The following is a 20,310-nucleotide window of genomic DNA, read 5'->3' on the forward strand; positions in this document are numbered from 1 at the left end:
CCACCGCTATGAGCGGTGTCCGCATGTTGGAATGAGCTATCCACTTCGCGAGAAGCCAGCCATCATGTAACCTGCACGAAATTTCGCGGAGGGCCAATGTCGTCCCTCGGTAGTTGCTCCCCCGGACTTCGCCCGGGAGGTGCCCCCACCCACGACGACGACGGGAGTGCCGATGCGTTCCGACGCCTGGTCGCCCATGGACGGTCGCCCCGCCCAGCAGGGGATGTACGACCCCCGTAACGAGCACGACGCCTGCGGCGTCGGCTTTGTGGCCACCCTCACCGGTGTGGCCAGCCATGAGCTGGTCGAGCAGGCGCTGACCGTACTGCGCAATCTCGAACACCGCGGTGCCACCGGGTCCGAGCCCGACTCCGGCGACGGCGCCGGAATCCTGCTCCAGGTCCCGGACGCCTTCCTGCGCGAGGTCACGGACTTCGACCTCCCCGAGGCCGGGGCGTACGCCGTCGGCATCGCCTTCCTCCCTGCCGACGGCTCCGCACAGGCCGTCTCGCAGATCGAGGCGATCGCCGCCGAAGAGGGACTCGAGGTCCTGGGGTGGCGTGAGGTTCCCGTCACTCCTTCGCTGCTCGGCAACGGGGCCCGTGCCACCATGCCGGCCTTCGCCCAGATCTTCGTGGCGGACGGTACGTCCACGGGCCTGGCCCTGGACCGCAGGGCCTTCGTGCTGCGCAAGCGCGCCGAGCGCGAGGCCGGGGTCTACTTCCCGTCGCTGTCGGCGCGGACCATCGTCTACAAGGGCATGCTCACCACCGGGCAGCTGGAGCCGTTCTTCCCGGACCTGTCGGACCGGCGCTGCGCCACGGCCGTCGCCCTCGTCCACTCGCGGTTCTCGACGAACACCTTCCCGAGCTGGCCGCTCGCCCACCCGTACCGCTTCGTCGCGCACAACGGCGAGATCAACACGGTCAAGGGCAACCGCAACTGGATGAAGGCCCGCGAGTCCCAGCTCGCCTCCGACCTCTTCGGGAGCGAGAACCTGGAGCGGATCTTCCCCGTCTGCACGCCCGACGCCTCCGACTCCGCGTCCTTCGACGAGGTGCTGGAGCTGCTGCACCTCGGCGGGCGCTCGCTGCCGCACTCCGTGCTGATGATGGTCCCCGAGGCGTGGGAGAACCACGACTCCATGGACCCGGCCCGCCGCGCGTTCTACCAGTACCACGCGACGATGATGGAGCCCTGGGACGGCCCGGCCTGCGTCACCTTCACCGACGGCACCCAGGTCGGCGCCGTACTGGACCGCAACGGTCTGCGTCCCGGCCGCTACTGGGTGACGGACGACGGGCTCGTCGTGCTGTCGTCCGAGGTGGGCGTGCTCGACATCGACCCCGCCAGGGTCGTCCGCAAGGGACGGCTGCAGCCCGGCAAGATGTTCCTGGTCGACACCGCCGAGCACCGGATCGTCGAGGACGACGAGATCAAGGCCGGCCTCGCCGCCGAGGCTCCGTACCAGGAGTGGCTGGAAGCCGGCGAGATCGAGCTGGAGGACCTGCCCGAGCGTGAGCACATCGTGCACACGCACGCCTCGGTCACGCGCCGCCAGCAGACCTTCGGCTACACCGAGGAAGAGCTCCGCGTCATCCTCGCGCCGATGGCCCGCACCGGTGGTGAGCCGCTCGGCTCCATGGGCACCGACTCGCCCATCGCGGCGCTGTCCGAGCGGCCCCGGCTGCTCTTCGACTACTTCACCCAGCTCTTCGCGCAGGTCACCAACCCGCCGCTGGACGCCATCCGCGAGGAGCTCGTCACCTCGCTGCGCTCCTCGCTCGGCCCGCAGGGCAACATCCTGGAGCCGACCGCCGCGACCTGCCGCAATGTCGCGCTGCCGTTCCCGGTGATCGACAACGACGAGCTGGCCAAGCTGATACACATCAACGCCGACGGCGACATGCCGGGCATGACGGCCGCCACGCTGTCCGGCCTCTACCGCGTCAGCGGCGGCGGCGACGCGCTGGCCGCCCGTATCGAGGAGATCTGCGCCGAGGCCGACGCCGCCATCGAGGCCGGCGCCCGCCTGATCGTGCTCTCCGACCGGCACTCGGACGCCGAGCACGCGCCGATCCCGTCGCTGCTGCTCACCTCCGCCGTGCACCACCACCTCATCCGTACGAAGCAGCGCACCCAGGTGGGGCTGCTCGTCGAGGCCGGCGACGTGCGCGAGGTGCACCACGTCGCGCTGCTCATCGGTTTCGGCGCCGCCGCCGTCAACCCGTACCTTGCGATGGAGTCCGTGGAGGACCTCGTCCGCGCCGGTACGTTCATCGAGGGGGCCGAGCCCGAGCAGGCCATCCGGAACCTGATCTACGCCCTGGGCAAGGGCGTCCTGAAGGTCATGTCCAAGATGGGCATCTCGACCGTCGCCTCCTACCGGGGCGCGCAGGTCTTCGAGGCCGTCGGTCTGGACGAGGCCTTCGTCGAGAAGTACTTCAACGGCACGGCCACCAAGATCGGCGGCGCCGGCCTCGACGTCATCGCCAAGGAGGTCGCCGCCCGGCACGCCAAGGCGTACCCGGCCTCCGGCATCGCCGCCACGCACCGCGCGCTGGAGATCGGCGGCGAGTACCAGTGGCGCCGCGAGGGCGAGCCGCACCTGTTCGACCCGGAGACGGTCTTCCGCCTCCAGCACGCGACGCGCAACCGCCGGTACGACATCTTCAAGCAGTACACGGACCGGGTGAACGAGCAGTCCGAGCGGCTGATGACCCTGCGCGGGCTCTTCGGCTTCAAGAGCGGGCGTGCGCCGATCCCCATCGACGAGGTCGAGCCGGCCTCCGAGATCGTCAAGCGCTTCTCCACCGGCGCCATGTCGTACGGCTCCATCTCCCAGGAGGCGCACGAGACCCTCGCCATCGCCATGAACCAGCTGGGCGGCAAGTCCAACACCGGTGAGGGCGGCGAGGACGCCGAGCGGCTGTACGACCCGGCGCGGCGCTCCAGCATCAAGCAGGTCGCCTCCGGCCGCTTCGGTGTGACGAGCGAGTACCTGGTCAACGCCGACGACATCCAGATCAAGATGGCGCAGGGCGCCAAGCCCGGCGAGGGCGGCCAGCTGCCCGGCCACAAGGTCTACCCGTGGGTCGCCAAGACCCGGCACTCGACGCCGGGCGTGGGCCTCATCTCGCCGCCGCCGCACCACGACATCTACTCCATCGAGGACCTGGCTCAGCTGATCCACGACCTCAAGAACGCCAACCCGGCGGCGCGCATCCACGTGAAGCTGGTGTCGGAGGTCGGTGTCGGCACCGTCGCGGCCGGTGTGTCCAAGGCGCACGCCGACGTGGTGCTGATCTCCGGACACGACGGCGGTACGGGCGCTTCGCCGCTCACCTCGCTGAAGCACGCGGGCGGTCCGTGGGAGCTCGGCCTCGCCGAGACCCAGCAGACCCTGCTGCTCAACGGGCTGCGCGACCGCATCGTCGTCCAGGCCGACGGCCAGTTGAAGACCGGCCGCGACGTCGTCATCGCCGCACTGCTCGGCGCCGAGGAGTTCGGTTTCGCGACCGCGCCGCTCGTCGTCTCCGGCTGCGTCATGATGCGCGTCTGCCACCTCGACACGTGCCCGGTCGGCATCGCCACCCAGAACCCGGTCCTGCGCGACCGCTTCTCCGGCAAGGCCGAGTACATCGTCAACTTCTTCCAGTTCATCGCCGAGGAAGTGCGCGAGCTGCTGGCCGAGCTCGGTTTCCGTACGCTCGAAGAGGCCGTCGGCCACGCCGAGCTGCTCGACACCGACGCGGCCGTGACCCACTGGAAGGCGCAGGGCCTCGACCTGGAGCCCCTGTTCTACGTTCCCGAGCTGCCGGAAGGCGCGGTCCGCCACCAGATCACCACCCAGGACCACGCGCTGGAGAAGGCGCTCGACAACGAGCTGATCAAGCTCGCCGCCGACGCCCTGGCCGTGGGCAGCGCCGAGGCGGCGGGGCCGGTCCGCGCGCAGGTCGCGATCCGCAACATCAACCGGACCGTCGGCACCATGCTGGGCCACGAGGTGACGAAGAAGTTCGGCGGCGCGGGCCTGCCCGACGACACCATCGACATCACCTTCACCGGGTCCGCGGGCCAGTCGTTCGGCGCGTTCGTGCCGCGCGGTGTGACGCTGCGGCTCGAAGGCGACGCCAACGACTACGTCGGCAAGGGGCTCTCGGGCGGCCGGATCATCGTCCGACCGGACCGGGGCGCCGACCACCTCGCCGAGTACTCGACGATCGCGGGCAACACCATCGCGTACGGCGCGACCGGCGGCGAACTGTTCCTGCGCGGCCGGACGGGCGAGCGCTTCTGCGTCCGCAACTCCGGCGCCACGGTCGTCTCGGAGGGCGTGGGCGACCACGGCTGCGAGTACATGACCGGCGGCCGCGCGGTCGTCCTGGGCGAGACCGGACGCAACTTCGCGGCCGGCATGTCCGGCGGCATCGCGTACGTCATCGACCTCGACCCGGACAACGTCAACTCCGGCAACGCCGGGGCGGTCGAGGCGCTCGACGACGCCGACAAGCAGTGGCTGCACGATGTGGTGCGCCGCCACGAGGAGGAGACCGGGTCCACGGTCGCCTCGAAGCTGCTGGCCGAGTGGGACACCGCGGTGACCCGCTTCAGCAAGATCATCCCGTCCACGTACAAGGCAGTGCTCGCCGCCAAGGACGCCGCTGAGCTCGCCGGTCTCTCCGAGCAGGAGACCACCGAGAAGATGATGGAGGCGGCGACCAATGGCTGACCCCAAGGGCTTCCTGACCACCGGACGCGAGGTCGCCAAGACCCGTCCCGCCGGTGAGCGCGTCAAGGACTGGAACGAGGTCTACGTTCCCGGCTCCCTGCTGCCGATCATCAGCAAGCAGGCCGGCCGCTGCATGGACTGCGGCATCCCGTTCTGCCACAACGGCTGCCCGCTCGGGAACCTCATCCCCGAGTGGAACGACTACGCCTACCGCGAGGACTGGTCGGCGGCGTCCGAGCGGCTGCACGCCACGAACAACTTCCCGGAGTTCACCGGGCGGCTGTGCCCGGCCCCGTGCGAGTCGGCGTGCGTGCTCGGCATCAACCAGCCGGCCGTCACCATCAAGAACGTCGAAGTCACCATCATCGACAAGGCGTGGGGCAACGGCGACGTCACCCCGCAGCCGCCCGAGCGCCTCTCCGGCAAGACCGTCGCCGTCATCGGCTCGGGCCCGGCGGGTCTCGCCGCCGCCCAGCAGCTGACCCGGGCCGGTCACACGGTCGCGGTGTACGAGCGCGCCGACCGCATCGGCGGGCTGCTGCGCTACGGCATCCCCGAGTTCAAGATGGAGAAGTCGCACATCAACCGGCGCATCGAGCAGATGCGCGCGGAAGGCACCAAGTTCCGCACCGAGGTGGAGATCGGCCGCGACATCGACGCCGCGAAGCTGCGGCGCCGGTACGACGCAGTGGTCATCGCCGCCGGCGCGACGGTCTCCCGCGACCTGCCCGTCCCGGGCCGCGAGCTCAACGGCGTCCACTTCGCGATGGAGTACCTGCCGCTCGCCAACAAGGTGCAGGAGGGCGACCTGACGGTCTCCCCGATCACCGCCGAGGGCAAGCACGTCGTGGTCATCGGCGGCGGCGACACCGGCGCGGACTGCGTGGGCACCGCCCACCGCCAGGGCGCGGCCTCCGTCACCCAGCTGGAGATCATGCCGAAGCCGGGCGAGGAGCGCGGCGCCGACCAGCCGTGGCCGACGTTCCCGATGCTCTACAAGGTCACCTCCGCGCACGAGGAGGGCGGTGAGCGGGTCTACTCCGTCTCGACCACCCACTTCGAGGGCGACGAGGACGGCAACGTCCAGTTCCTGCACCTCGTCGAGGTGGAGTTCAAGGACGGCAAGCTGGAGCAGAAGCCGGGCACGGAGCGGAAGATCCCCGCCCAGCTGGTCACCCTCGCCATGGGCTTCACGGGCACGGACCAGGCGAACGGCCTGGTCCGGCAGTTCGGCCTGGAGCTCGACGCCCGCGGCAACATCGCGCGCGACGCGCAGTACGCCACGAACGTCGACGGCGTCTTCGTCGCCGGTGACGCCGGCCGCGGCCAGTCGCTCATCGTGTGGGCGATCGCCGAGGGCCGCTCGGCGGCGCGCGGCGTGGACCGTTACCTGACGGGGACGAGCGAACTGCCGGCCCCGGTCAGGCCGACGGACCGTGCGCTGACCGTCTGACGTACGCTCCCCCCAAAGACGTCCCGTACAACGGCGTGCGGAACTGAACGCGGCGCCTGCCCCCGTCCCCGACCGGACACTGGGTGGGCGCCGCGGCGCGTCCCGGGCCCGCACCCCCGGACGGGACCCGTGCCCTCCCGGCCGCGCACGGTCTGGCGGGTCCGCACACGCGGCGGAACTCGGCGGCCACCGCGGAGCCGTCTACCGCGCCCGGTTCAGCCCGGACGGCACAGTGTTCGCCACGGCGGACCGCGGCCGGGAGGCGCTGGAGACACAGGGGGAGCAGGGGGAGCAGGAGGAACGGGACGGCACGGTACGGATCTGGAACCTCCCGGAGGGCGGGGATCCCGCGCTGCGGGCCACTCTGATCGGCGTGCCGGGCGGGTGGGCCACCCTCACGCCGGCCGGCGGGTACAAGTACGAGGGCGATGTGGCCGGGGAGTTCTGGCACGTGGTCGGGATGGCGCGGTTCAGCCCCGGAGAGCTGGACGCGTACCTTCCCGGAGTCCACCAGCTGGCGCTGGGGGAGGAGTTGTGGGGCCGGGCCGCTCCCTCGGCGGGGCCCGGCACACCGTGGACCACGACCGCCGTCGGCGTCGGCGTCAGACCACGGCCACGGCCGCCGTCAGCGCCGAGGTCTTCATCATCACGAGTGCGGCCAGCAGCACCAGCACCCCGGCGCCCACCGCCACCTGGATCGCGGTGCGGTTCCTGCGGGGCGCGTACGCCAGGGCCAGGCTGACCAGCGCTCCGGTGAGCAGGCCGCCCAAGTGGGCCTCCCAGGAGGCGAACAGCGCGGAGACCACCATCCAGATGAGGAGCCCCGCCAGGAAGCGGTTCACGGCCTGCATGTCACGGCCCAGGCGGCGGCAGATCACGTAGTACGCGGCGGAGATGCCGAAGACCGCACCCGAGGCGCCCACGACGGTCTCGTGCGGCGCGACCAGACAGACCATCACCGAACCGCCGAGCGCGGACAGCAGGTAGAGACCGGCGTAGCGCGCCCGGCCGAGCTGGTCCTCGACGGTCCTGCCCACGTTCCACAGGCACAGCATGTTCATGATGATGTGCATGATCCCGAAGCCGCCCCCGGTCGCGGGCAGGTGGAGGAAGGCGCCGGTGAGCATCCGGTACCACTCGCCCTCGGCCACCCCGACGGCGGTCAGACCGGGGTGGACCACGCCCTCGTGGAGGAAGAGGGTGCCCTCGGGGCCCAGCAGGCCCAGGCCGAGCATGCCGAACCGGTCGAGGAGATCGGGGCGCGCCAGTTCACCGAGGTAGGCGAGGACGTTCAGCGCGATCAGCGCGTACGTCACCACGGGAGCCGCCGCCCCGGTCACCGCGCCGCCGAAGACCGTGCGCGCCTGCCGGACCGACTTGTGGCCCTCCTTCACGCACTCCGGGCACTGGTGTCCGACCGCCGCGTCACGCATGCAGTCGGGGCAGATGAATCGCTCGCAGCGCGTGCAGCTCACGTACGTCTCGTACGCGGGGTGGCGGTAACACGTCGTGACAGCGGCTTCCACGGCCGGCTCCTTGGACTTCTGGGTAAACGGGGGAGAGCCGGTGGGGTCGGCGGCGATCAAGATAGCGTACGGATCCGGCAGTTCCGTCGACCCCGCCCATCTCGCCCATCCCGCCAGCCCCGTACGAAACGGAGACCCGACGTGGCGACAAGCCTCCACAAGGTCGAGGAGACCGCGCCCGCACTCGTCAGCTTCTACAGGAGCGCCGGGGTCTCGCTGCACAAGCACGGGCTGAGCGGGCAGCGCGCGGCCGTCTACCTGGTCCTCGACTACTCGGGTTCCATGAAGCCGTACTACCAGGACGGCAGTGTGCAGGCGCTCGCCGACCGGGTGCTCGGGCTCTCGGCCAATCTCGACGACGACGGCAGCGTGCCCATCGTCTTCTTCTCGACGGACGTCGACGCGGTCACGGACATCGCCCTCGACAACCACCGGGGGCGGATCGACTCGATCGTCGCCGGGCTCGGGCACATGGGGAAGACCAGCTACCACCTGGCCATGGACGCGGTGATCGACCACTACCTCGACAGCGGGTCGACGGCGCCCGCCCTGGTCGTCTTCCAGACCGACGGCGGTCCGGTCAACAAGCTCGCGGCGGAGCGGTACGTCTGCAAGGCCGCGAAGCTGCCGCTGTTCTGGCAGTTCGTGGGCTTCGGCAACACGCGCAGCACGCAGTTCGACTTCCTGCGCAAGCTGGACGAGCTGGCCGTCCCGGCGAGGCGCCCGGTCGACAACGCGGGTTACTTCCACGCCGGAGCGGACCCGCGTCAGGTTCCGGACGCGGAACTGTACGACCGGTTGGTCCGGGAGTTCCCCGCCTGGCTGGCGGCCGCGCGGGCGCAGGGCGTCGTGCGATGACGGTCCGGGTGCTGAGGGCGGCCGGCCGTGCGGCCGTGGCGTGGAAGAACGGCGGCGGGGTCACCCGGGAGATCGCGGCGTGGCCCGAGGGCGCCGGGACGGCCGGCTTCGACTGGCGGATCAGCCTCGCGGAGGTCGGAGAGGACGGCCCGTTCTCGGCGTTCCCCGAGGTGGACCGGATCCTGACGATGGCCGAGGGCGCGGGGATGGACCTCACGGTGGGCGGGGAGCGGCGGCTCGTCGACGAGCGATACGTCCCGCAGGACTTCCCCGGGGACGTCGCCACCGACTGCCGGCTGCTCGGCGGCCGGGTGGTGAACTTCAACGTCATGTACCGCAGGGGCCGCACGGCCGCTCGGGTCGTGGTGGCGCGCGGCCGTGCGGACGTCCCGGTCCTGCCCGGCGGGACGGTGGTGATCGTCGCGCTGGACGGGGCCGCGTCGTTCGGGGGCGTCGCCCTCGGCCGGTACGACGCCGTGGTGACCGGATCGCCGGGCCCCCTCTCCACCGGGGGACACGCGGCGGTCGTCACCCTCCCGGCCGGCTGAGCGGGGTCCGGCGGCGCGGCTCTCCTTTGCCGCGGCGGGGAACGGACCGGGGCCTCCAGGAGGCCGCCGGTGCCCCGCCGGTGGCGATCCTCGCGGCGGCCTCGGCGGCGGCCTCGGCGCCGGCGGTCTCCGAGGCCCAGGCCGCGTAGCCGTCGGGGCGGACGAGCAGGGCGGTGCGGCGCCCGCTCGCCCAGTGCGCCACGGTGAACCGCGCGTCGGGGCCGGCCTTTGTGCCCCGCGGGGTGATCAGCACGAACCGGCCCGCGCGCAGCGCCTCGTACAGCCGGCCCTCCTCGAGCCGGACGTCCGGCACGCGCCTGCCGGTGAGCGGGTGGGCGCCGAGCGGCGCTTTGTACGCGTAACCGATGCCGGTGATCCGGCCGATCGCGCCGCGGGCCACCGGACGCACGTGGCCGACGGCCGCGGTCAGCAGGGTGCGAAGTCCGCGCTGCGGCGGGTTGTGCGCCATGGCGAGGCGCAGGAGCGCGCCACTGCTGCGCAGCACGGCCCTGCCGACCGGATGCCGCTCGGCGTGGTACGAGTCCAGCAGGTCCTCCGGTGCCCGCCCGTTCACCACGGAGGCCAGTTTCCAGCCGAGGTTGGCCGCGTCCTGGAGGCCGGTGTTCATGCCCTGGCCGCCGGCCGGGGAGTGCGTGTGTGCCGCGTCGCCCGCGAGCAGGACCCTGCCCACCCGGTAGCGCGGGACCTGGCGTTCGTCGCTGTGGAAGCGGGACATCCAGCGGGGGTCGTGCATCCCGAAGTCGCTGCCGAAGACCCGCTCGGTGATCCGGCGCAGCTCCTCCAGCCCGACGGGTGCGGTGTCGGGGACCTCGCCGTGCGCACGGTCCCAGCCGCCCACGCGCCAGTACCCGTCCCCGAAGGGGACGACGAAGCCGAAGGCCGTGTCCCTGCCGTTCAGCGCGACCGCGGCGCCGGGTTCCCGGGCCAGCAGCACATCGGCCAGGACGATCGACTTGATGACCGGGCGCCCGGGGAAGGGCAGCCCCAGAGCCGCGCGCACGGCGCTGCGCACTCCGTCGGCGCCCACCGCGTAGGCCGCCCGCAGTGTCCCGGCCGTCCCGTCCGCGTGCCGCACGTCGAGCGTCACGCCCGCCTCGTCCTGCGCGAGACCGGTGACCTCCGTTCCGTACAGGAACACGGCGCCGTTCTTCCCGGCCCGGCGCAGCAGCAGCCTCTCCACTTCGGACTGCGGCGTCACCAGCAGGTACGGGAAGCGTGACGGCAGGCCGGAGATGTCGACGGAGAGGGAGCCGAAGAGCCGCAGCGCGGTGACGGTCCGGCCGGTGCGGACGAGCTCGTCGGCGAGGCCGCGGGCGTCCAGCTGCTCCAGGGTGCGGGCGTGCACGCCGAAGGCGCGGGTCAGGTTGCTGATGCCTTCCGGGCGCCGCTCCACCACCGTGACGGGGACGCCCGCGGCGGCCAGATCGCCGGCCAGCAGCAGCCCGGCGGGGCCCGCGCCGACGACCACGACGTGGCGCCGGGAGGAAGTACCGGTCGTGCCGTTCATGGCGGCCTCCTGATGCCAACACCTGTTGGTCAACGCTTGTTGGCAAATGTAGGACGCGCGTCTCGTCGATGTCAACGGCCGTTGGTACGGGGAGTCGGCCGGGAGGAGGGGGTGGCGGGCGGCACGGTATTCCGGGACGAAGGGGTGGCGCTCAGGCGGCATCGTGTTAGGCTGGGCGAGTTGCAGTTTTGGTACCCATAAACATTATGTGCGCCTGACGGGAATGCTTCCTCAGGCGCATTTTGTTTTCCGGTTCTCCGGATGGGGCTCATTGCGGCGACGTGGAATCCGTGCAGTGCGGATTTCCGGATCTGCCCCAGTTTTTTAGGAGAATGACATGGCTACTGGAACCGTGAAGTGGTTCAACTCGGAAAAGGGCTTCGGCTTCATCGAGCAGGACGGCGGCGGCGCTGACGTCTTCGCCCACTACTCCAACATCGCCACCCAGGGCTTCCGTGAGCTCCAGGAGGGCCAGAAGGTCTCCTTCGACGTCACGCAGGGCCAGAAGGGCCCGCAGGCGGAGAACATCGTCCCGGCCTAATTCGCCGACGCGATACCTCGCCAGCCGGGGCCCGCACCGTGAAGGTGCGGGCCCCGGCTTGTGCTTGTTTCCAGGAAGGCAAAACCTGAATGACCCGCTCCGAACGCCCCGCCGCCAGCGCACGCTCCGCCCGTCCCGTCCGCAACCGCTCCTCGCAGGCCGCCCGCGGCAAGGCCCCCGCAAAGGGTTCCGCCCGCAGGGCCGCGCCCGTGCAGGGTGAATTCGCGATGCCGGAGACCGTCACCCCGGCGCTGCCGGCCGTCGAGGCCTTCGCCGACCTCGACATGCCCGCGGCCCTGCTCAAGACCCTGGCGGCCCAGGGCGTGACCGAGCCCTTCCCCATTCAGGGCGCGACCCTGCCGAACTCGCTCGCGGGCCGCGACATCCTCGGCCGCGGACGCACCGGCTCCGGCAAGACGCTCGCCTTCGGCCTCGCGCTGCTGGCCCGTACCGCGGGCCGGCGCAGCGAACCGCGCGCACCGCTCGCGCTGGTCCTGGTTCCCACCCGGGAGCTCGCGCAGCAGGTCACCGACGCGCTCACGCCGTACGCCACGGCCGTGAACCTGCGGATGGCCACGGTCGTCGGCGGCATGTCGATCACCAAGCAGGCGAACACGCTGCGGCGCGGCGCCGAGGTGCTCGTCGCGACCCCCGGTCGCCTCAAGGACCTCATCGAGCGCGGCGACGCGGAGCTCGGGCAGGTGTCGATCACCGTCCTGGACGAGGCCGACCAGATGGCCGACATGGGCTTCCTCCCCCAGGTCACGGCGCTGCTCAAGCAGGTCGAGCCGGACGGGCAGCGGATGCTGTTCTCGGCGACCCTGGACCGCAACGTCGACCGCCTCGTGCGGATGTTCCTGACCGACCCGGTGGTCCACTCCGTCGACCCGTCCGCGGGCGCGGTGACCACGATGGAGCACCACGTGCTGTACGTCGCGGACGAGACCGACAAGAAGGCCGTCGCCATGCGCATCGCGGCCCGCGACGGGCGGGTGATCCTCTTCGTGGACACCAAGCGTGCCGCGGACCGCTTCGCCAAGCGGCTGCTCGCCAGCGGTGTGTACGCCGCGGCACTGCACGGCGGCCGTTCACAGCCTCAGCGCAACCGCACGCTCGACCAGTTCAAGACCGGGCAGGTCACCGCGCTGGTGGCGACCAACGTGGCGGCGCGCGGCATCCACGTCGACGACCTCGACCTCGTGGTCAACGTCGACCCGCCGGCCGATCACAAGGACTACCTGCACCGCGGCGGCCGCACCGCCCGCGCCGGCGAGTCCGGCAGCGTCGTCACGCTGGTACTGCCCGACGAGAAGCGCGAGATGACGCAGCTGATGTCGGCCGCCGGCATCGTTCCGCAGACGGCGCGGGTCAAGTCCAGCGACGACGAGCTGGCCCGGATCACCGGTGCGCGGGAGCCCTCGGGCGTCGCCATCGTGATCGAGGTTCCGCAACAGCAGCAGGCTTCCGCGCAGCCGAAGCGGCGTCCGCAGAGCGGCGGCCGCGGTGGTGGCGGCGGTGCCGGCCGCGGGGGCGGCGGCACCGGTGGAACCCGCACGCAGGGGGGCGGCCGTACGCAGGGCGAGCGCACCCAGGGCGCCGGTCGCGGCCAGGGCGAGCGTGCCCAGGCGGGTGGCCGTGCGCAGGGCGGCGGCGGCCGTGGGCAGGGCGGCGGCCGCGGTCAGGGCGCTCAGGCCGGTGGCGGCCGCGGTCAGGGCGAGCGTGCTCCCGGCAGCCGCGGCAGGGGTCGGGGCAGCCGCAGCGCTGCCGCCTAGACCGGCGCCCGGGGCGGGTCCTTCCCCCGCCCCGCCCCGTGGCACTTTCCCGTGACCGGAGCAGACCCCGGACCCCCGGACCCCGGGCGTCCCACGGGCGTGTCCCCGATCGCCGGAGAGGCGGGAAACGGGAGAGCAGAGGCTTCTCAGCGCTGGCGCGGCGGCGTGCGTTCCAGTCGGCGCCGTACCGACGCGTCCTCGATGTGCTCCAGCGCCTCCACCGCCGTCGCGTACGCGTACCCCTCCGGGTCCTCGTCGCCCAGCAGGCGGGCCAGCGCATCGACCGCCCGGGGATCCCGGCGCGCCGCCAGACCGCGCGCCGCCTCCGCCGCCGTGTCGGCGTCGTGGTCCCCCAGCCGGTCCGCCAGCGCGTCGCGGATCTCCGGGGTGTCGGCGTCGGAACCGGCGAGCGCCAGTGTCGCCCAGTCGCGCACCTCGTCGTCGGGGTCGCGGCTGAGCGCGACCAGCGCCGCCACGCCCTCCTGGTGGCCGGCGGGGACGAGGCCGAGGAGGGAGAGGGCCACCCGGTGCCGCACCTCGGCGTCGGGGTGGTCCGCGTGGCGCAGGATCTCGGGCAGGGCGGCAGGGTCGCCGTGGTGCCCGAGCGCCAGCACGGCGGCCTGGACCGGTTCGGGGTCCCGGGCCTCGCGCGCCAGCTCCCGCAGCAGCGGCAGGGCGCGCGCCGCGAACGGCTTCCCGCCCTGCTCGAACCCCAGTTGCGCCAGGACGTCGGCGGCGAAGGTCTGCCGATGGGGGTCGCCGCTCGCGCACCATTCGGACGCCGCCCGGAACGTCTCCTCGTCGCCGCGCCGCCACAGCACGGCCACCGACTCCGTCCACTCGTCCCGGCCGGGACCGCCGCCGCTCAGGGCCCGTTCGGCGAGTTCGGCGAAGTGGGTGCGGATGCCCAGCCGCTCCTCCAGAAGAGTCGCGATCGCGGCGTGACCGGTCTGCTGCTCGGCGCCGGCGGACGGTTCGCCGTCCCGCAGCAGCTCGACGACGACGGTCACCCCGCCGTCCTCCTCGATGCGGCTGGTGACGGTCTCGGGCTCCGCCCCGCCGTGCGCGAACGTCTCCAGGAGCCCCGCCCGCAACTCCTCCTCCACATCGGCCCCGAGCCACCGCCGCGCCTCCTCCAGCGCCTTCCGCCGCGCCGAAGCGCCGTGCCGCAGAAGCGTCCGTACGGTCTCGGTGGACCCGCGCCGCGCGGCGAGCACCAGGGGCGGCTCGGTGCCGGGCGCCGGGAGGTCGGGGTCGGCGCCGTGTTCCAGAAGGGCCTCCGCGGTCTCCGCGTGCCCCTGCCCGGCGGCCCAGGCCAGCGCGGTGAACCCGAGGGCCTCACGCAGGTCGGGCGTCGCGCCCGCCGACAGCAGGGCCTCCACCACCTCGGTGCGGCCGCCGGCCGCCGCGCCGCACAGGGGCAGGTCGCCGCCCTCCGGGCCGTCCTCCGGGCCGCTCGCCCGGTCGGGGTCGGCGCCCGCCGCGAGCAGCAGCCGCACCATGCCGGGGCGGTCCTGCACGGACGCCGTGTAGAGCGCGGTCACGCCTTCTTCGTCGGTGGCCCCGGCGGGGACGCCGGAACGCAGCAGCCGTACGACGGCGTCGTCCCCGCCGTCGTACACGGCTTCGAACAGGGTGCGGGGGCCCGCTGCCGGATCGTTCGTCATGTCCCGACCCTACGTGCGCGGGTTCAGGTGTCGCATTCGAAAACCGTGCGGCAGAGCGCGCAGCGCGCCCGTACGCGGCCGCGCACGGGGATCCGGATGCGCTGCCGGCAGGTGGGGCAGGGGAACGAGACGCGCAGCGCGTCGCGCCCGCCGCCTTCGAAGGCGTACGGGGAGCCGGGGTCAGCGCGGCCGCCGTGCTCCTGCGCGTGCCGCCGCTGCCTGGCGTACCGGCGGCGTCCCGCCCAGCCGGCGGCGGTCAGCGGCGGCTGCTGCTCGTCGCGGCGGGCCTGTGCGAGGCCCTGGGTGTACGCCGTGTACGCCTGCGCGCTGGTGAACCAGGGCGAGGGGTCCTCGCCGAAGGCGATCGCCCGTTTCGCCAGGACGTACCCGAACTCCTCCGGGGTGAGGTAGCCGAGTTTCTGGCTGGACACGCCGTCCTCGCGGAACGCGTCGAGCAGCAACCAGCCCGCCCCGAGGTACGTCGTGACGGTGTCGGTGAGGATCTCGTTGTCGCGGATGCCGGCGAAGGCCAGGCCGAGCCGGTGCAGCAGCACATGCGTGATCTCGTGCGCGAGGGCGGCGCCGATGTCGCACCGGTGCGTCCGGAAGCGGTCGTTGAGCTCGACGAAGTACTCCGGGCCCGCCGTCAGCTCCACGCTCGCGGCGTGCTCCATCTCGCGGAAGCTCACGATCACGCGGGCGTCCGGCAGACGCAGGTGGTGGACGAGGGCGCGGGCCACGCGCTGGGCGCCGAGGTGGAGGTCGTCCTGGTCGCAGAAGGCCACGTCGGCGGGGAGGACGCTCGGGGCGTAGGAGTGCACACCGTCGTACGAGAGCCGCTTGTGGAGCGCGGTGATGGCGGACCGCACGGTGGCCAGGTGCGGATAGCCGTGTACGACCTCGCTCCCGCTGGTCACGTCGGCACTCACCCCCACACGCCTGCGGCACGACGGTGAACAGGTCTCCACTGTAAGCCGATTCGACGGGACCGGTCGGCTCCGGCGGGGCATCGGCCGGCTCCGGGGGACCGGTCGGCTCCGGTGGGGCCCTCGTGGGCCGCGGCCCGCCTCGGCGGTTTCGGCGAACGGGGAGGGAGCCGCCCGGCGTGCGGATGTGGCTGGATTGCCTCCCTTGCCGGGCGGACGGACTGCTTCGCATAATCCAGCAACGCTTTGACGGGCACATGCCATCTTTTTCGGTGGTGTGCGTGCTGCCCGTCGGACGCGCGCACAGCGACCCCCCACGGTTTCCCACGAGAGGCAGTTCGTTGAAGAACCTTCTGCGTGCCTTCAAGAGATGTGCCGCCGCAGGCGCAGTGATCCTCGTCGCGGTCAGCATCCAGCCCGCCGGCGCGTCCGCGGCCTCCGCGTCGACGCCACCCGTCGTCGGCGGAACCCGCGCGGCCCAGGGCGAGTTCCCGTTCATGGTCCGGCTCTCGATGGGCTGCGGCGGCTCGCTCTACGCCCAGGACATCGTCCTGACCGCCGCCCACTGCGTGAACGGATCCGGCAACAACACCGGCATCACCGCCACCGCAGGTGTCGTCGACCTGCGCAGCACCAGCGCCGTCAAGGTCAAGTCCACCAAGGTCCTCCAGGCCCCCGGCTACAACGGCAAGGGCAAGGACTGGGCACTGATCAAGCTCGCCAGGCCGATCAGCCTGCCGACCCTGAACATCGCCACCACGACCGCGTACAACCAGGGCACGTTCGACATCGCCGGATGGGGCGCGGCCGTCGAGAACGGCGGCCAGCAGCGCTACCTCCTGAAGGCGAAGGTGCCGTTCGTCGACGACGCCACCTGCCGGGGGGCGTACGGGAACGACCTCGTGCCCGCCGAGGAGCTGTGCGCCGGCTTCGTCGACGAGGGCGGCACCGACACCTGCCAGGGCGACTCCGGCGGCCCCATGTTCCGCAAGGACAACGCCGGAGCGTGGATCCAGGTCGGCATAGTCAGCTGGGGCACCGGCTGCGCCCGGCCGGACTACCCGGGCGTGTACACCGAGGTCTCCACCTTCGCCGCCGAGATCAAGAAGGCCGCGGCCACGCTGTGACGTAGAGCCCGGACACCGGGCGTGAGCGGGGAGGGGCGGGTGCCGGACGTGTCGGTCCGGCACCCGCCCCCCTCTGCTCGTAGGCGCAGCCGTCCCCCGCGGCACACGCCGACTGCACACCACGCCGTCGGGCGACAGGAGGGCGAGCGTGCACGCACGAACCCCCGGGCCCGGCCGGTGGGGCGGCGGCGGCGGCGAAGGACGGGGCCGTGCCGGCTCCCGCGAACCGGGGGCGCGCGCCGCTCCCGCTTCCCGCACACCGTGCCGTACACCGACCGCGGCACCGGCGCACGGCTGTACGGGCAGGAGGACCCGGTCGCCACGGTGCTGATCGACCGAACCGCCCGTACGCCCGGGCGACCGCCCGGGCCGCGACCGTGCGGCGTACGCCCCGGCCTCCGGGGGCGGAGCCGGGGCCAGGTGGAGACCCGCGTCACGCGGACCGCCGGTACCGCCGCCCCGCGCGCCGGCACCCTCCAGGACGTTCCGCTCGTGTCAGGCGAACTCCGGAGCCTGCTCCCCGGCGCTCTCCAGCTCCAGCACCCACACCTCGTTCGCACCCTCGCGCAGCACGGGCCCGGGAACGTACAGAGCGTCCTGGGGCCCCGCCGCCCAGTACCGGCCCAGACAGAAGCCGTTCACCCACACGAAGCCCCGCTCCCAGCCCGGCAGCCGCAGCGACGCGTCACCCGCACCCCGGACCTCGAACGTTCCCCGGAACAGCCCCGGCGCGCCCGTCCCCGCTTCCGGGGAACGGTACGGAACCCTCCCGAGCGCGTCCGCGTCCTCGAACGCCTCCAGGGAGAGCCCCCGCGCCCGTACACCGTGCAGATACTGCCGTTCATGCAGTACGCCGCCCGTGATGCCCTTCGGCTCGGCGAAACGCGGCCCGTAATTGACCCGCCCCAGCGACTCCACCCACAGCTCCACCGCGGCCGGCCCGGCCACGGGCCCGTCCAGCGCCGCGTAATCGCCCGACCCGCCGCTCAGCACGCCGGCCCGCACCCCGTCGACGTACACCACGGCCCGGTCCCGCAGCCCCGTCACGCCCAGCGGATACGCCTGCCGGGGCCCCGGCACGTCCACCTGGTAGCGGACCAGCCCCCGGTCCACCCCCAGCTCCTCGAACGTCGGCGGCACCGCACGCTCCGCCTCCGCGCCCCCGAGCACCTCCAGTACGTCGCCGGGCGGTGCCCACCCCGTGAGCTCCGCCCGGACCGGCGCACCCAGCGCGGCAGGCGCGGCCGGCACGTCGGGCAGGGGCGCCCCGCCGTCCCGGTACGACGCCAGAACGTCCCGGAACAGCCAGAACTTCTCCGTCGGGCGGCCGTACTCGTCAATGGGCGCGTCGTAGTCGTACGACGTCACCGTCGGCCGCAGCTCCCCGTCGTGGAGCTGCCCGGAACGGTTCGCCCCCGACCAGCCCGCGAAGTTCGTGCCCCCGTGCGCCATGTAGACATTGACCGAGGCGCCGCACTCCAGAATCTCCTCCAGCGCCGCCGCCGCGTCGGCGGGATCCCGTACGACATGCTCCGCGCCCCAGTGGTCGAACCAGCCGCACCAGAACTCCATGCACATCAGAGGACCCGAGGGCTGATACCGCCGCAGGACTTCGAAGCCCTCGCGCGCGCCCGCCCCGAAGTTCACCGTCGCCAGGACCCCGGGCACGGAGCCGCCCGTCAGCATGTGCTCCTCGGGCCCGTCCGAAGTGAACAGCGGCACCGTCACACCGCATCCCCGCAGGAACTCCGCCAGGTGCCGCAGGTACGCCTGGTCCGAGCCGTAACTGCCGTACTCGTTCTCGACCTGCACCATGATCACCGGACCGCCCCGGTCGGCCTGCCGCTCCACCACCTGCGGCAGCAGCCGCCCGAACCACCGCTCCACGTGTCCCAGGTACTCCGCGTCGTGCGTGCGCACCCGCGTCCCCAGCGCACCCGTCAGCCAGTGCGGCAGCCCGCCGTTCTCCCACTCGGCACAGATGTACGGCCCCGGACGCACGATCACCCACAGCCCCGCCTCCCGCGCCGCGTCCAGGAACCGGCCCAGCGCCCCCGCGTCCCGCAGCCGCCCGGGCTCCGGCTCGTGCAGGTTCCACGGAACGTACGTCTCGACACAGTCGAGCCCCATGGCACGCAGCATCGCCAGCCGGTGCCCCCACTGCCCCTCGTGCACCCGGAAGTAGTGCAGAGCCCCCGACAGCAGCCGCACCGGCCGCCCGTCCAGCTCGAAATCCGTCTCGCCCACCGTGAAGTCAGCCACGGTCCCCGCCTCTCGCTCCACTGTCCGCGCCCCAGCCTCACCCCCTGGCGGCGGAACGGTCCATGGACAAAGATCAGCGCTGATTGGACACAACGGCACGCCACCCGGGCAGGCGGGGAGGAAGCGAAGCGGATGTACCACACCTGGATGCGCTATTTCACCCCCAGCCCCACCCACCACAAGCTCGGACTGGTCTGCCTCGGAGTCGGCCTGCAACACGGCACCCTGCCCACCGTCGGCCCCCGCACCCTCGACCACCACGTGGCCGTCGTCATCAACGCGGGCGGCGGCTGGTACCGCGGCCCCGACGGGCGGCGCGCCACCGTCACCGCCCCCGCCCTGATCTGGCTCATACCCGGCGTTCCGCACCACTACGGGCCCGACCCGGCCACCGGCTGGGACGAAAGCTTCGTCGACTTCACCGGGCCCGCCACCACGACGTACACCGAGCTCGGTTACATCGAGCCCGACCGCCCCGTCGTCCCCCTCGCCGACACCGCGGCCGCCCGCGCCGCCGTCGGCCGCATCGCGCGCGCCGCACGCCGCGGAAACCCCCTCCTGGAGGTCGAGACCGGCGCCGCCGTCCACGAACTCCTCGTCGCCCTGCGCCGCGCCCGCGCCGACGTCGGAGCCGACGGGGACCCCGTGCTCCAGTCCCTGGCCCGCGACGCCTTCCAGCCCCTGACCGTCGCCGAACACGCCTCCCGCCACGGCATGACCCCCGCCGAACTGCGCGCCGCGGTACGCCGCAGCGCCGGATGCAGCCCCAAGGACTACCTCCTCGGCATCCGCCTCGGCCGCGCCAAGGAACTCCTCGCCGCCACCGAGCTCCCCGTGGCCGCCGTCGCCCGCCGCGTCGGCTACGGTGACCCCGCCTACTTCTCCCGCCTCTTCACCCGCCGCGTCGGCATGGCCCCCGTCCGCTTCCGCGCCCAGCAGGGACGCGCCGTCCACGGCGGCTGGAGCCACCGGATCCCAGATCCCGAACACCCGCCGACCATCGCGATCCGGCCGACGTAAGCTCCCTGACCATGACCTCCAGCGAAACCGACGAGTCCGTCGTCGCCGAACTGAGCCGACTGCGCGACAGCATCGACAACATCGACGCCGCCGTCGTCCACATGCTCGCCGAGCGCTTCAAATGCACCCAGCAGGTCGGCCACCTCAAGGCCCAGCACCAGCTCCCGCCCGCCGACCCGGCCCGTGAGGCCAGCCAGATCAGCCGCCTGCGCGAACTCGCGGAGAAAGCCAAACTGGACCCGGCCTTCGCCGAGAAGCTGCTGAACTTCATCATCGCGGAGGTCATCCGCCACCACGAGACCATCGCGAAGTCCTAGCCGCGGGCACAAGGACCAGGACAAGGCGCGGAC

Annotated in this window: 14 protein-coding genes; 9 read left to right on the plus strand and 5 right to left on the minus strand. The window is 72.4% G+C overall.

Annotation, left to right across the window (positions count from 1 at the left end):
• Positions 1-172 precede the first annotated feature (172 nt).
• Both gltB and BN1555_RS24080 read left to right on the plus strand, forming a co-directional pair.
• Positions 173-4,732: a glutamate synthase large subunit gene (gene gltB / locus BN1555_RS24075; protein ID WP_093801328.1), complete on the plus strand. Its 4,560-nt coding sequence runs from the start codon at positions 173-175 to the stop codon at positions 4,730-4,732.
• On the plus strand, positions 4,725-6,185 hold the full coding sequence (locus tag BN1555_RS24080; RefSeq protein ID WP_093801329.1) for a glutamate synthase subunit beta: 1,461 nt from the start codon (positions 4,725-4,727) through the stop codon (positions 6,183-6,185). The genes gltB and BN1555_RS24080 overlap by 8 nt, the downstream gene beginning before the upstream one ends.
• Positions 6,186-6,787: 602 nt before the next feature.
• On the opposite strand, the gene BN1555_RS24090 is transcribed toward BN1555_RS24080, so the two are convergent.
• Complete coding sequence (locus BN1555_RS24090; RefSeq protein ID WP_093803600.1) at positions 6,788-7,711, minus strand: rhomboid family intramembrane serine protease; 924 nt, start codon at positions 7,709-7,711, stop codon at positions 6,788-6,790.
• Between the two features lie 141 nt (positions 7,712-7,852).
• Between BN1555_RS24090 and BN1555_RS24095 the strand changes: the two genes are divergently transcribed.
• Positions 7,853-8,569, plus strand: a complete 717-nt coding sequence (locus BN1555_RS24095; RefSeq protein WP_093801330.1) for a VWA domain-containing protein — start codon at positions 7,853-7,855, stop codon at positions 8,567-8,569.
• On the plus strand, positions 8,566-9,117 hold the full coding sequence (locus BN1555_RS24100) for a HutD/Ves family protein (protein WP_093801331.1): 552 nt from the start codon (positions 8,566-8,568) through the stop codon (positions 9,115-9,117). The genes BN1555_RS24095 and BN1555_RS24100 overlap by 4 nt, the downstream gene beginning before the upstream one ends.
• Here BN1555_RS24100 and BN1555_RS24105 read toward each other — a convergent pair.
• Complete coding sequence (locus BN1555_RS24105) at positions 9,098-10,645, minus strand: FAD-dependent monooxygenase (protein WP_093801332.1); 1,548 nt, start codon at positions 10,643-10,645, stop codon at positions 9,098-9,100. The two genes, BN1555_RS24100 and BN1555_RS24105, sit on opposite strands and share 20 nt — an antisense overlap.
• Positions 10,646-10,982: 337 nt before the next feature.
• Here BN1555_RS24105 and BN1555_RS24110 point away from each other — a divergent pair, with 337 nt between their 5' ends.
• Both BN1555_RS24110 and BN1555_RS24115 read left to right on the plus strand, forming a co-directional pair.
• On the plus strand, positions 10,983-11,186 hold the full coding sequence (locus BN1555_RS24110; protein WP_015607926.1) for a cold-shock protein: 204 nt from the start codon (positions 10,983-10,985) through the stop codon (positions 11,184-11,186).
• Between the two features lie 89 nt (positions 11,187-11,275).
• On the plus strand, positions 11,276-12,958 hold the full coding sequence (locus BN1555_RS24115) for a DEAD/DEAH box helicase (RefSeq protein ID WP_093801333.1): 1,683 nt from the start codon (positions 11,276-11,278) through the stop codon (positions 12,956-12,958).
• 146 nt (positions 12,959-13,104) lie between these two features.
• Here the strand turns inward: BN1555_RS24115 and BN1555_RS24120 are convergent, their stop codons facing one another.
• Both BN1555_RS24120 and BN1555_RS24125 read right to left on the minus strand, forming a co-directional pair.
• Positions 13,105-14,625, minus strand: coding sequence for an ankyrin repeat domain-containing protein (locus tag BN1555_RS24120; RefSeq protein ID WP_093801334.1), 1,521 nt, complete (start codon positions 14,623-14,625; stop codon positions 13,105-13,107).
• A 23-nt stretch (positions 14,626-14,648) separates the two neighbouring features.
• Positions 14,649-15,542: a hypothetical protein gene (locus tag BN1555_RS24125; RefSeq protein WP_093803602.1), complete on the minus strand. Its 894-nt coding sequence runs from the start codon at positions 15,540-15,542 to the stop codon at positions 14,649-14,651.
• 350 nt (positions 15,543-15,892) lie between these two features.
• Here BN1555_RS24125 and BN1555_RS24130 point away from each other — a divergent pair, with 350 nt between their 5' ends.
• Positions 15,893-16,678: a S1 family peptidase gene (locus BN1555_RS24130; RefSeq protein WP_093801335.1), complete on the plus strand. Its 786-nt coding sequence runs from the start codon at positions 15,893-15,895 to the stop codon at positions 16,676-16,678.
• A gap of 495 nt (positions 16,679-17,173) precedes the next feature.
• On the opposite strand, the gene BN1555_RS24135 is transcribed toward BN1555_RS24130, so the two are convergent.
• A complete protein-coding gene (locus BN1555_RS24135) occupies positions 17,174-18,940 on the minus strand; it encodes a glycoside hydrolase family 35 protein (protein ID WP_093801336.1) in 1,767 nt (588 codons plus the stop codon).
• A 132-nt stretch (positions 18,941-19,072) separates the two neighbouring features.
• Here BN1555_RS24135 and BN1555_RS24140 point away from each other — a divergent pair, with 132 nt between their 5' ends.
• Together BN1555_RS24140 and BN1555_RS24145 are read left to right on the plus strand one after the other, a co-directional pair.
• Positions 19,073-19,960 carry a helix-turn-helix domain-containing protein gene (locus tag BN1555_RS24140; RefSeq protein WP_093801337.1) on the plus strand — a complete coding sequence of 296 codons (888 nt, stop codon included), beginning with the start codon at positions 19,073-19,075 and terminating at the stop codon, positions 19,958-19,960.
• An 11-nt stretch (positions 19,961-19,971) separates the two neighbouring features.
• Positions 19,972-20,277 carry a chorismate mutase gene (locus tag BN1555_RS24145; protein ID WP_093801338.1) on the plus strand — a complete coding sequence of 102 codons (306 nt, stop codon included), beginning with the start codon at positions 19,972-19,974 and terminating at the stop codon, positions 20,275-20,277.
• The last annotated feature ends 33 nt before the right edge of the window (positions 20,278-20,310 follow it).

The sequence above is a fragment of the Streptomyces sp. Wb2n-11 genome (assembly GCF_001049855.1).
Lineage (GTDB): Bacteria > Actinomycetota > Actinomycetes > Streptomycetales > Streptomycetaceae > Streptomyces > Streptomyces altiplanensis.